At 65.5% G+C, this 13,850-nt stretch carries 5 protein-coding genes and 1 pseudogene; 4 read left to right on the top strand and 2 right to left on the bottom strand.

The window, feature by feature from the left end; genetic code table 11:
* Positions 1 to 9: 9 nt before the first annotated feature.
* A pseudogene (locus ACZ4U1_RS35260) lies at positions 10 to 663 on the top strand (site-specific integrase); the annotation flags it as partial.
* 22 nt (positions 664 to 685) lie between these two features.
* Here ACZ4U1_RS35260 and ACZ4U1_RS35255 read toward each other — a convergent pair.
* The gene (locus ACZ4U1_RS35255; RefSeq protein ID WP_467908246.1) at positions 686 to 1,057 is read right to left on the bottom strand and encodes a hypothetical protein; all 372 of its coding nucleotides are present in this window, start codon (positions 1,055 to 1,057) and stop codon (positions 686 to 688) included.
* 1,002 nt (positions 1,058 to 2,059) lie between these two features.
* Positions 2,060 to 3,076, bottom strand: a complete 1,017-nt coding sequence (locus ACZ4U1_RS35250) for a hypothetical protein (protein WP_467908245.1) — start codon at positions 3,074 to 3,076, stop codon at positions 2,060 to 2,062.
* A 922-nt stretch (positions 3,077 to 3,998) separates the two neighbouring features.
* On the opposite strand from ACZ4U1_RS35250, the gene ACZ4U1_RS35245 reads away from it, so the two are divergent.
* The 3 genes from ACZ4U1_RS35245 (at position 3,999) to ACZ4U1_RS35235 (ending at position 12,779) form a co-directional block, all read left to right on the top strand.
* Complete coding sequence (locus tag ACZ4U1_RS35245; protein WP_467908244.1) at positions 3,999 to 6,971, top strand: helicase-related protein; 2,973 nt, start codon at positions 3,999 to 4,001, stop codon at positions 6,969 to 6,971.
* Positions 6,968 to 9,718, top strand: coding sequence for a DUF1156 domain-containing protein (locus ACZ4U1_RS35240; protein ID WP_467908243.1), 2,751 nt, complete (start codon positions 6,968 to 6,970; stop codon positions 9,716 to 9,718). Before ACZ4U1_RS35245 ends, ACZ4U1_RS35240 begins: the two co-directional genes overlap by 4 nt.
* A gap of 61 nt (positions 9,719 to 9,779) precedes the next feature.
* On the top strand, positions 9,780 to 12,779 hold the full coding sequence (locus ACZ4U1_RS35235; RefSeq protein WP_467908242.1) for a DUF499 domain-containing protein: 3,000 nt from the start codon (positions 9,780 to 9,782) through the stop codon (positions 12,777 to 12,779).
* The last annotated feature ends 1,071 nt before the right edge of the window (positions 12,780 to 13,850 follow it).

Raw genomic sequence — 13,850 nt, 5'->3', positions numbered from 1 at the left:
CCGTTGTTACTCGTCACCGCACCGGAGGGGCGCCCCGGCCGACCGAGCAAAGCGCTGAACCTGGAGCAGGCGAAAGCCGTGCTCACCGCGGCGCGTCCGTCACGGCTGTATGCCTACCTCGTGCTCTCGCTCCTCAGCGGTGTGCGCACGGAAGAGGCGCGGCCCCTCACCTGGGATCACGTCTTCCTGGAGACGACGGACAGCATCCCGCCTCACGTCGCGGTGTGGCGTTCGGTACGCAAGCACGGCGAGACCAAGACCAAGAAGAGCCGCCGAACCATCGCTCTGCCGAAGCAGGTGGTCGACGTCCTCGAAGAGCACATGCGATGGCAGAAGCAGGAGCGGGCCTCGAAGGGGATGGAGTGGGACCCGGCCGGCCGCGTCTTCACCACCCGAAGCGGTGAGCCGCTCGATGCGGCCAACGTCCGGCGAGACTTCAAAGCCATCGCGAAGAAGGCTGGGCTCAAGCCGGAGTGGACCCCGAGAGAGCTGCGGCACAGCTTCGTTTCCCTGCTCTCCGATCACGGCATTCCCCTAGAGCGGATCGCGCTCTTGGTCGGTCACAGCAGCCAAGCGACTACAGAGGCGGTCTACCGCAAGCAGCTCCGACCCGTGATCACGCAGGGTGCCGAAGCGATGGATGACATCTTCGCGGAGGAGTGAGAGGGAGCCAGCGATTACGGTCCTATGTGTCCAGCAAGCGGCGGCAGGTGAGGATGAAGTCGTCTGAGCACTGGTACGTCTTCTCTTTCCGCTCCTCGGGATCGAGCTCAGACGCATCCAACGGCGGTTCGCCTGACATGGGCACGTAGGTCCCGCTGTCTACTGCAAGACTAAGCTCCAGTACATTGGCCCACACGCTTAGTGATGACGTGAGTTCCATGGCTGCATTAGCTGCCTCTTCTGGGCCCTCCAGGATTACGAGGCTCTCGGCCTTGTCTGTTTGGCGGACTGCCTCGCTGAACTGCTCAGAGAGGCTTTCGGCGCTGGACTCGCGGTCAATGTAGGCGTCGGTGGCCTCAGAACCTTTCGAGATCGCTTCTGTCGTCAGGGTCACCAGTTGGCTGTAAGCGTCTCGCTGCTGCTGCCGCCGCCAGTGCTCATGCTGAGTACGCCTCTGGTCCCTGCCCGTCAACCGAGCGGAAGCCAGGGTGCCCACCACGCCGATCAACCCGCCGAGTGCTGCCCCTGCCAGACCCGCTATGCCCTGATCCACTTGCTTTGGCCCCCAGGTACACCAGAGGCCCATCCGCGATCATGCGAATGGGCCTCTGGCCAGCGTCGGGGTGGCGGGATTTGAACCCACGACCTCTTCGTCCCGAATGAGGTTCGGTTGGTGATCCTGCCAGCCGCGATGGCGTTTCCGCAGGTCAGATGGGTGGGCTCGGTTGGTGTGGCCTGGCCTGGAAGGGGCTCGGGGAGCGGGTTGGCTCCCAGGTGGCTCCCAGCAGGAAGCGGTCAGCGTGTGCCGTCGAGCTTGCGCATTAGCTCGGTGACCAGCGCGTGGTCGCGAGCGGTGTCGAAAGGCTCGGACGGATCACGCAAGATGCGGCCTTTCGGAACCACTCGTTTCGTTCCGCCTCCCTGGCTGCGAACACGCGCTCGGCCCTGCGGTACACGACAGAGAACACCTCCGGGAGGTCCTACGGGGCCGGTGCGATGGCCAGTGGCTGCTCCGTGATTACGTCCTGCGAGCTCGGTCGCATTTTGACAGCCAAGCCTCGCACCCAATCCTTCCTGAGACGATCAATCAGGCGACTGGGAATAATCATTCTTCAACGTCGAGGGGAGTGGTGCCGCCGGGCGGCCGGGCTGATCGGTGACCGCCGCGTAGCGCCGCTCCAGCAGGACGATTCGGTTGGCCAGTCTTCTCGGAGCTTCCAACCTCGCGGCAGCACTCTGTCACTTGCCAACGCTGACGTCGGTGTTCGAGGACGGCCTTCCAGAGCTCCAGGCGGTGGGGAGAATCCTTCGGGAACGTGAAGCGGAGGACCCCCAAGACAACGGCAGCCACCAGCACGGGTGCGGACCCCGGGTGGTCGGTGAGGAACGGCATGGATCAGCCCTTCCCATCGCACAGGTCGAGCGAGGCGGTGCCCAGCACCACTCGGTAGGTGTCACCGCGGCGGGTAAATCCAGCACCCTTGACCCCGGCTTCCCGGTGGGTCAGGGCCAGAGCCAGGTCGCGAGGTTCGGGATAGCCGGTCCAGCGGTACTCCCATGAGTCGCCGGCGCCCCAGAGTCGACGTACGGGACCGTGCCGGATCACTTCTGGTTCCTTCCGGCGTTCGACTCCGGAGCGCTCCAGAGGGTCCCAGGACAGACTGGTCGCCCAGTGGCCACGCCGATCAACCAGGTTGTAGCGGGAAACGAGACCTGCCAGCAGAGTGGTGGCCTCTCCCGAGATCGGGGGGACCGCTGCCAGTGCGCGGCGCTCCTGCGTGGTGAGGTCGTTGTCCAGCGTGAGATAGGGGTGCCGGGGCACGAGGCTGCGCCTGTTGCCGCGTCGACATCCGGCCGGGTCACCGGTGATGGTCAGCAGCGCACCGGTGGGCAGATGGCGCAGACAGACGGAGTGCTGCCCATGGCACGTGTAGCTGACCTCGTGCCGTAGCCCGGGGATGCCGCGTGAGTTGGCCCCCTCGGTGGCCAGCAGCCGGGTGGCCACGTTCTCCGGGGCGCGCTCCGCCACCATCACCAACTGGTCCCTGCGGGGCGACATCACTGGGTCGTACGAGGCGACAACCGAGTAGTTCCACTTCGCCGTCGGACCGGTGTACACGTTGCCGTTGAAAAGCGCGAGCGCTAGTAGGGCCCGGAAGGCGCGCTGGTCGTCCGAGCAGTCGTCCAGGCCCAGTCCGCGGGTGTTGCTGCTGATCGCGGATCGGGCAGCGGCTCTGCTCTCCCCGGTGTACTGGACGCGAAGTGAGATCCGCTCCTTGGGCGCCATGGTGTGGACGGGGAGTCCGCCCAACTCGCGCGCGGCGGTCAACCGTGCCTGTTGGAAGGGGATGACGTCCCCGGACTCGCGCCGGATACGGCGTGCGAGTGTGGCGATGTCCCTGTCGAGCGTCATGTCCGGCTCCCGGTGGGCGCGTATCAGTGCTCCCGCCCACTGCGCCCCATAGGAGGAACGACAGTTTTCAATCACGCGCGCCCGGCGGCACTTTGCGCCCTCAACCCTGGGTAGTTGCGGGAGGAACCCAGGTCCGACGTAACGGCGAGCGTGGTCGCCTGAGATCGGAGCATAGCGCCTTGAGGGGGTGTGGGCGAGGTATGAGTCGGAGACCCCAACCGCACCGTCATCGGCGCCCACCTGCGCGCAAGGGCGTCAAGTGAGGAGATCCGGCTGAAAGCCTGCTATCGCTGAACTTAGTTACGTGCGTTCAGCGGCAGCGGGGGCGCCTGCGCCGCACTGGAGGCGGAACGCGAGGCGGCCGCCGAGGAAGGCGGCTGCCTGGCTGTCGCTCGAGCTGCCCTGACCGACCGACCCGCATCTGTTCCAACCGCCCCTTGCGCCCGTGGCTACGGGGGTCGGAGTCGCGCCCGCGCGCCCCCCTTCGTGCCCTTCATATTGGAAGTAGCAACGAGATACAGTAATTTGACATTCCATTAGTAAGTCGCAGGTGGGGGAACCGCGGCTGGCCGAGGGGGAGGGACCAGGGCATGGCTTATCCACGTGCGGTGGGTTGGCTCCTGGCCAGTCTCGGCTGGGTTCCGGCGGGTCTTGAGGCTGACGCATAAGCATGCAGGCCCCAGGCACGTTTGAGCGTGGTCAGAGAGTAAGGGTCCAGGCCGCGGGCGTACCGGAGTTCGCCACGGTCAGGTTCGCCCTGCCCGGAGATCAACCGGGGTCATGGGACCTCATCCTGGTCGACGACGAAGACCGTCGTCACGAAGTGAATCTGGCAGCTGGAGACACGGAGACCGTGCGGCCTCTCGTCAGCGACGGGAAGGCTGACTCCGCACGTGTGCTGGCGGCCATGTGGACACGGTGGATGAACGCCGCGGCGACCAACGCTGAGTCCAGCGCGATGGCAGCCACACCGCTGAAGCCGTACGCGCACCAGACGACGGCCGTCTACGGAGCGATGCTTCCCCAGCCCCTGCTGCGTTTCCTCCTAGCCGACGAGCCGGGTACCGGAAAAACGATCATGGCCGGTCTGTACCTGCGTGAGATGCAGAGGCTCGGCCTGATCAAGCGGGCGATCATTGTGTGCCCGGCAAACCTCGCCACGAAGTGGGTGGACGACTTCCAGCGGCTGCTGGGGGGCGGTCTGCGCCAGTTAACCTCAGCCACGGTGCGTGAGGACGCCCTGAACTCCAACGATCTGTGGGTGGTTTCGCTTGAGTTAGCAGCGGTGAATCCCGCGGTACAGGACGCCATCCGGCCGGACAAAGCTGGCTGGGATTTGGTCGTCTTCGACGAGGCGCACCGGCTGACTCCGACTGCCGCCGGATTCCACCAGGTCGGACGGCTGCTGGCCAAGAACACACCGCGGGCGTTGCTGATGACGGCAACGCCCCACCGAGGCAAGGAGTGGCTCTTCCGGCACCTGCTGCACCTGGTCGACCCGGAGATCTACCCGGATCCGGGCAGCGACCCTAACGTCGAGCTCAGTGCCCTGCGCCCTGGCCCCATCCACTTCTTGCGGCGGATGAAGGAGGACTTGGTCGACTACGACGGCACGACCCGGTTGTTCAAGGGCCGCACGGCGCACAACCACAGCGTCCCGCTGTCGCAGACCGAGTACGGCTTCTACAAGGCCGCCCTGGAAATGGTCGACCGGTTCTTCCCTCCGGTGGCGCAGCCGCTTGCCCGCATGGTCTACGGCAAGCGAGCAGCCTCGAGCCTCTACGCTCTGGCCCAGACGCTGCGCCGGCGGCATGAGCACATGGGGGCAATGAGCGAGGCTGAGGCGGCGCTCATCGCCGACCGTGAGGACCACGGTGACGAGGCCGAGGTCGACGAGGCCAAGGTGATCCATACGGTCTCGGCTTCTACGCGGGCGGAGCGAACTGCGATCAACAGCCTTGTGCAGCAGATCGAGGCAACGCTCAACGACTCCCGCTGGCAGCCGTCTAAGTGGAAGCGGCTCACCGACGACTGCCTGGCACTCCACGGGATTCACCCCGGAAGCGGTGATCAGGCCGTGGTCTTCACCGAGTATGCCGACTCTGCCGAGTGGATCGCCCGGCAGCTCCAGGACCAGGGATATAGCGCCCAGCTCTACTCCGGCCGCCAGAGCAAGACCGAACGTGACGAGGCACGCAAGGCATTCATGCGCGGCGAGTTCCAGATCATCGTCACCACCGATGCCGGCAACGAGGGCATCGACCTGCAGGCCGCGCACGTTCTCGTGAACTATGACATCCCGTGGTCCTTGGTCCGCCTCGAACAGCGGATGGGTCGCATCCACCGCGTGGGTCAGCAGCGCGACGTCTACCTCTACAACCTGGTCGCCACCGACACCCGAGAAGGCGTGACCTTGCTGCGCCTCCTGGACAACTTCGTCACGGCGGCGAACGAACTGCGCGGCCAGATGTTCGATAGCCTGTCGGTGGTCGCCGAAATGACCGGCGTTGACTACGACAAGTGGCTGTCGGACCTCTACGGCAACGACGAGGTGAAGAAGCAGCAGGCCATCGACGCAGTCCAGGCGGTCCAGGCCCAGGAACTCGTTCGGGCGGCCCGGAAAGTACGGGACAACGAGCGACGCCTCGCCAGCCAGGTGGACGCGGTGGCCGCGCTGACGCTACTCCAGCGTGACTTATTCGCACGCATCAACCCGGCCATTGTCGAGGCATACCTCGACCGGCTCGCAGCGGCCGGTGTACTGAAGTCCACGCCCACCGCGGCCGGGCCCGGTTTCCGGCGGCTCTCCCGGAGCGGCAAGGCAAGCTTTCCGGCCACGTTGGGCGGACAGAACGAGGTTCACGTCGCCACCAGCGGGGACGTTGTGCGCGAAGCCTCGGAGAGCATCGATGTCGGCGACACCGTCACCCTCGGCCCCGGTGAGCCCGGCTTCAGCGACCTGATTGACATAGCCGAGCACACCCTGGCCGAGGACCTCTACCAGTCCGGCGCCGCGGCAGATCCCACCAGCCTCACCCCGTACGACCTGTACGCGTACGAGGCCACGATGACCGAGAGCAACGGCAAGCGCGCCAGCGTATGGGCCACCTTGATCAAGGTTGACGACAGCGGCACCGCCCGCCCGGTGAGGTGGGAGTCCCTGGCCAACCTCGTGCCCACCGACCAGAACGGCAGTGCACCGCATCCGGCCAGGGAAGGACACGCGCTCACAGCTGCCCGCCGAGTGGCCGCCGCGACCGTCGCAGAGCACCGGAAGGTGCGCGCCGACTGGTTCGCTCAAGCCCGCCGTGACCTGACCAACCTGCCACTGAGCCTCACCGACCGCATCGATGATCGCGCTGCCCGGCTGGAGCTGAGGCACCGGCTTCAGGCCCAGACCGCTCAGCGCCTCGAAGAGCTCGAGCGGCTCGCAGACGTGCAGCTGACCGAACCGAAGCAGGTGGGTCGGATCCGGGTCCTGGCCACTGCCGACATCAGTGTCCAGGCCGAGATCGACGCCGAACTGGTCTCCATGCGACGCGTGCAGCAACTCCTTGAGGATGACGGCTGGACAGTGGCCGATGTCCATACCGAGGGCCGCGGTTACGACCTGGAGGCCCGCCGCCACAGCCAGGTCCGCCATGTCGAGGTCAAGGGCGTGCTCGGCAGCGCGGCCAGCGACGGCATTCGGATGACTGGCAACGAAGTCCTCATCGCTACCCAGCACCGCAAGGAGTACTGGCTGTACGTCATCGACCAGTGTGCCGACGGCAAGGGCCGATTCTTCGGCGCCTATCAGGACCCCGCCACCCTCTTCGCGAACGTCATGACCGGGAACGCGGTGTTCCGCGTCCCGGGCAGCAGTCTCAAGAACGCCCCCGGGAGCAACGCATGACCCGCATGATCGAACGCTGGTTCCCCTGTGCCGAGGTTTCGGTGAACAGTTCAGCGGGGTGGGGAAGCGGTGCGACCGAGATCGGGCTGTTTCCGTGGTTCGCAAAGCGTCCTGTCGCACAGGCCAAGGCAGCGGTGCTCTGCTCGCTGCTGCCCTGGCCAGAGGATCAGGCCGAGCAACAGCGTCTTCAAGAGCTGGTGCACACGGCCATGTCTGGGCGCTACGCCGCCTGGCAGGTACTCCACGACGAGATTCTCAAGGCGAACCCTGAGGGCGCATCGGTCCTGGACCCGTTCAGTGGGCGTGGAATGATCCCGCTCGAGGCGGGGCGGCTTGGGCTTGAAGCCCACGGTGTCGACTACAGCCCGGTCGCGGTGCTGGCCAGCTCGCTCCTCACCGACTTCCCCTTCCGGGACTGGTCTCAGGAGCCGAGCCTGCCATTCGCCGAGGAGAGCGACGCTCTCTACGACGACCGGCCGCGGCTGCTTGTTGACGTTCGCGCCACTCTCGATGAGGTGGGACGCCGGTGGACGGCAGCCATGGCGGACTACTACCCCGAGGTCAACGGCAAGCGACCGTGGGGGTACCTGTGGGCGATCGCCATACCGTGCCAGGAGTGCGGCAACCGGTTCCCTCTGGTCGGCTCGTACGAGCTGCGACGGCCGAGTCAAAAACGTGGCCGCAAGGGCGCCCCGCCTGTCAATGATCCCGGCCAGTCGTTCTACATCGAAGCCGACCCGGCTGCTGGTACCTGCGCACCGGTGGTGCACGAGGGACCTCCAAGGCGTACCCCAACGCTGACACGCGCTCGTACGGCTGAGGGTCGGACGCTGCCGGGGAAGTCGGCGATCTGTCCGTTCTGCAGCCATGTACACCCGCTCGATGTGCATCGCCGACTCACCGACGAGAGGCGTGCCACGGACATGCTCCTAGTGGTGGCCGACCACTCGGACGACTTCGGCAAGGAGTATCGGGAGCCCACCGAAGCGGAGCTCGAGGCTGTCGCCGCAACGCCGGCGGCACTACGTGAGCTGTCCGACCCAAGCCCCTTTCTGAGTGCCGTACCCGACGAACGGATCGCACCGGGCAACAACAACATCATCGGGCCGTCCATCTACGGGGCGCGCACCTACGGCGACTTCATGTGTGATCGGCAGACCCTGGCCTTCGTCATGCTCACCCAGACCATTGCTGAGGTGGCCGACGAACTCATGTACAAGGCGGGGGTGAGCGCTGACTACGCACGGGCGCTGAGCGGATACGCGGGGTCAGTCGTTGCGCGGAAGCTTCGACGTGCTACCCGCGGGTGCACGATCGACATCAGTCGCGCAGGAGTCCATGACATATACGCCAATCAAGGGTCAATTACCTTCTCTCAGGACTTCTTCGAAGTGGGAATCGGCACTGGGCCGGGCTCTTGGGCGTCTCTGTGCAAGAGCAGCATGTCGACGCTTTCGAATCTGATGGCTGATATCCAGGGGACGTCGGTCAGCGTGACTCGGGGGTCGGCTACCTCGATGAATCTGCGGGACGCGTGCATCACTGCTGTGGTCACCGACCCGCCGTACGACGAGATGCTCGCGTACGCCGACTCCTCCGATCTGATCTACGCATGGCTGAAGCGAGCCCTGCACAACACTTGGCCCGAACTCGTCATCACTTCCGACGAACACGGCTGCCAGGAGAAGTCGGAAGAGATCATCGTCAAGCGGGTCCGGGGGGAGGCACCCAACGAGCACCGAACTCGCGAGCATTACGACACGAAGATCGCCGAGGCATTCAGTGAGATGCGTCGCGTGGTCCGCGACGACGGACTGGTGACTATCGTCTTCGGCTCCGGAGACCCGGAGGTCTGGCAGCGCCTGCTCACGGCCATCGAGAAGGCTGGCCTGGTGATGACGGGCTCCTGGCCCGCGAACACTGAGGCGAGCAACCACCAGGGCAAGGCGAACATCGAGACCACCCTGACCATGTCGTGCCGCCCCATGGCGCCCGGACGATCCCCCGGGCGAAAGGGCGCGGTCGAGGCCGAGATCAAGGCCGAGATCAAGCGGCGTTACCCGGACTGGGAGCGGTGGGGCTTGGCGCCGGCGGACATGCTGATGGCCGCTGCCGGACCCGCCATGGAGGTCGTCGGCCGTTACAGCGAGATCCTCGACGCCAAGGGCGAACCCGTCGACATCTACACGTTTCTTCCGCTGGCGCGAGCTGCAGTCCAGGAGGCCATGGCCGTCGAGATCAACCACCAGCCGCTGGAGACCTTTGACGCTCGAACGCGGTTCGCGTTGTGGTGGATCACGCTCTACAACCGCCAGATCCGGGCGAAGTCCGAACTGCGCTGGCAGGCTCTGGCTTCCTCGCTCGACCTGGCGGCGATACGCGACCTGGTTCCTGATGCCGACAAGGGTGTGCGGTTCATCGCCTCCCGGGACTACAAGGGCAAGATCGACGGAGATTCGACCGTGATCGACATTGCCCTCGCGCTCGCAGCTGCCTCGGAGGAGGGCCTACAGGCCATGGGGCAGGTACTGGCGGCCGCAGAGCACACGGCCGACGACACCTTCCTGTGGGCCGCCGTCCAGTTCCTCGCAGACCGGCTTCCCGACAACGACCCGGACTCCGTCCGCTTCACCCGCGTGTTGCGCAACCGGCCCGGCGTGGTCAGTGCCGCTGAGGCCGTTGCTGCGAGCGACTACGAAAAGGGCCAGCCCCAACTGACCGACGACGTCCAATTGCGGCTCATGTGATGACGACCAACACCACCCTCATCCCCGTGAACCTCGTATCCACCAGCCCAGGAGAGCAGCCATGACGACCAGCGTGACGCCGTGGTGGAAGGCGCTCAAGCTCCGCCAAGAGATCCGCAGTGCCTCCGGGCAAATCGATGACGTACAGATGTCGCTGTTCCGGGCCGTTCACGCCACGGGAGCGGACCGGCCGCCCTATGCCGACGCCGACTACTACGGTGACATCACGCATCCGACCGAGCGACTCATCGACCTGCTCAGCGAAATTGCAGTCCGCATCGGTGGTGGCAACGATTACTTGAAAGCCCGAGCAGTCACTCGACTCGACCAGGGCATGGGCGGCGGAAAGTCGCACGCGTGCATCGGCGCCTACCATCTGGCCGCCAACCCAGGGGCGCTACTGCGAACCGAGCTCGGTCAGAAGGTGACCGAGCGCGCGAGGGCCAGGATCGGCCACCCCCTTACCGGCGACCTCGGACGTCCGCATGTCGTCGTGCTGCCCTGCGACAACATGACCCCGGGGGCCGGGGTACAGGAGCTCGACGGGCCTGCGGTCAACCTCTATGAGCGTTTCCTGTGGCGTCTGTTCTCCAAGGACTACACGCTCTTCGAGCGCTACCGGCGGTTCTGGAGCGACAAGCACAAGATCGCTGAGGCCATCAGCGCGGTGAACCGACCCGTTCTGATCATCATCGACGAGGTGCTCGACTACATCGGCAACGGGCTCGATGGCGCGAACCAGACCGACCTGGCAGCCCAGGACATGGCGTTCCTGCGGGCACTGCTCGATGCCGTCAACGATGTCCCCCACGTCTCGATGCTGGTCGTGATGATCGCCTCCGACATCGACAAGACTGCGCTCTCGCCAGCCGCTCAGGCCCGCCGCGACGACCTGAACAGTCAGCTCGACCGCAACGGCCTGCCGACCACCGTGACCGGCGTGGGTGACTTCGCCGACATCCTCCGCCGCCGGCTGTTCGACGCCGAACCCGCCGGTGAGGTGCTCGCCGCGACTGCCGCGCTCTACGAGGACGTGCTGACGGACAAGACCTGGAGCAAGCAGGTCTGGGACCCGATCGGAGCGGGGTGGCGCCGCAACTGGCCCACGCAGATGGCAGCTTGCTACCCGTTCCACCCCATGCTGATGAGCCTGGCGCAGGAAGAGTGGAGCAAGGTCGCCGGTTTCCAGCGAGTCCGGTCCACGATCCGCATCTTCGCCGCCACGGTCTATGCCCTGCAGCAGCGCGGCAAGGCAGGCGAGTGGGTGCCAGCACTCATTGGGCCCGGAGACCTGCCACTGTCGGACAGCACCGTCCGGGAGGCGCTCCTGGGCAGCGGCCTGGTGGAGGACGACCGCACCATCGCGAACTACCGGAGCCTGGCCGAGATCGAAGTTATCAACCACGACGGCTCGTCGGGCGCAGCGCGCCGCCAGGACCTTGAACGGCCATCCAGCACTTGGGGCCCGAACAATCCACGCGCGGCTGAACGTGCGGCCACCTTTATCTTCCTGGCGAGTGTTGTCGGCACCCTGCGCCCGGGGCGGGGCCGCGGAGCCAGTGCTCCTGAGGTCAAGGCGGCCACCAGCGTGCCGGAGACCACGTACACCGTCACCGACGCCGACGGTGTCGTCGATGAGCTGGTCAACCCCAACCGAGGGATGAGTGCTCTCGACATCACTCCCGGCCAGGGCAACAACAAGCCGGCCCGTTACTTCCTCTCCACCCGGCTCACCCACCGCATGCTGGTCAAGAACATCCGGCGCACCATCACCGACGCCGAGCGTGATCAAGTCATCGCCGCCATCTCGAAGCGACTGGCCAGCAACGGCCCCTTCCGCGAGGTGCAGTTCGTCTCGGCGGACCCGCAACGCAGTCCTGCCGACGTCCTTGCCACCGCAGGCTTGGACACCGCCTACACCACCCGGCTCATCGTGCTGGACCCCGCGCAGTACAGCCTGCGCAACGGCATGGAGAAGCCGACCCTTGAGGCTCTCACCGTCGCCATGGGGCTCGGGCAAGGTGCCCAGCAGCTCCCCGTCCAGTGGGCCAGCAGTGCGGTATACGCCGTCGTGAACACCCAGCAGCGAGCCCTGGCACGCAACCTGGCGGTGGAGTATCTAGCGAGGCAGAAGGCTCTACAGGCTCCCGAGATTCAGAACGACGACGAGCTCAAGACCATCGGCGCCAAGGAGCTCGCCGAGGCCAAGACTCAGTTGGAGAGGGCACTCAAGCGGGCGTACCAGCATGTCGCCTACCTCGCCCAGCCCGATCCGGACGGGGAGCGGTACCTCGACCAGCTCACGTTCGACAAGGACAACATCACCGCCCTCGACGGCATGCTCGTCTGGAAGGGCCTCGCTGCTCGGGACAAGGTTTTCGACACTGGCCAGTTCAGCGCCAAGGCTCTCCTGCACAACCTTCGCGACCACGACTACGGCAAGACCCTCTCCGACATCCGAGCCGCCTTCTACAGCGCCCCACGATTGCCGCTGCTGTACGGCGGTGACCGCGACCTTCAGCAGGCGATCTACGATGCTGTCAGCCAGGGCCTGCTGAGCATCGTCGACGGAGCGGGCACCGAGGTGGAGGTCACAGCACCAGGGCAGGTCAACCTCGTGAGCACGGGCCTGCGCCTCGCCAAGCCACAACCCAAGACGTGCGCCGACTGCGACCAGCCGGTTCACGAAGGTTCATGCTTTGTGAGCGCCGACGACACCGTCGACAATGGCTCACCGCGCAAGCCCGGCAGCTCAGGGGTCGACACACCAAGCGTGCCCCGGCAGCGGGAGACCGACAGGCCGAGTCCGGACCAATCTCCGAAAACGGAACAGGTTAAGGACCGGCAGGTCGCCTTCTCGTTCACCAAGAACCTCCTGGCCAACGGTGACAGCGCCGACGGCTTCGCCGCACTATTCCGGGCGTTCTACATGGCCCTGGACGAACGGCAGATCAGCTATCTGCAGGGAACACTCCAGTTGGTGATACAGGCCGATGAGGCTGAACAAATCCAGCAGCGCCTAGAAGAACTCGGCATAAAGGTGACGTTCAAGGAGATCTGACGGGACAGTCAGCATGCCGGTGACGGCGACTCCCCGGTTGTGTGGATAGGCAGTCATCCGTTGGTGCAGTGTGCGGCACCGGGTGAACGGTCTGGAGCAGTATCTGGAGGTGCTGGCTGGGGCGGACGCGCTCTGCGGCTGTCGCCTGACAGACGGCCTCGAAGTCGGCCGCCATAGGGGTCGGCCTTGAGGGAAGCACGAGACGCAGCTCACAGCCCTGCGATGGGTTGTCCCGTGAGTGCCTGGGCGATCTGCCAGCTGCCCTCCGCGGGACGCCTTCAGAAGGACGACGTCGCCCGGCCGAAGGATGGAACGGACAGCCCTGTTGTCCCTGTCAGTGGCGGCGTGGAGGCCGCATGGGCATCCCGTTCCCTTGAGCCGGGCGTTGTCAGTCCCTTCCAATAGCATGCGCCGCCATGAGCATGAGTAGGCGCAGGGAGTGCGAGTTTGCCGGATGCGGCCGGGAGGCAAACCGCGGGGTGCTCTGCCAGAGCCACTACAACCAGAAGCGCCAGGGCAAGCAACTGACCCCTCTCCAAACTCGCAACGCTTGGAGGGGGTGCAACTTCGAGGGGTGCGAGCGTCCACACCTTGCGAAGGGCTACTGCAAGGGGCACTACGACCAGATTCGGAGAGGGCGCGACCTGCGTCCGCTGGTGAACAAGGGCATGAGTGGAACCTGTGGGTTCACCGGTTGCGACAGGTCGCACCAGGCTCGGGGGCTCTGCACTGCGCACTATCAGCAGCTCAGGAAGGGGGCGGTACTCACTCCCCTGTACGACTGGGTGATCAAGCCCGAGGCCAAGTGCGTGGCGATGACAGGGTGCGAGCACGCCGTGTACAGCGGTGGCCTGTGCAGGACACACAGTGATCAGCGGCGCCGCGGAGTGCCGTTCTCCGTTCTTCCTGCCCCTGTTCGAAGGGAATACCAGTGCCGGGGTCCGGAGTGTGCAAGGGCGCGTGAAGATGCGGAAGGGCTATGTCGATCACATGCACTGATGAAGAGACGCGGTCAGTCGCTCACCCCCCTTGTGCTTAGGACTCCGCCCGACGCGGGCCGACAGCTCATAG

The organism is Streptomyces sp. NPDC028928 (assembly GCF_055564915.1).
This window is presented reverse-complemented; position numbering and strand designations above follow the sequence as displayed.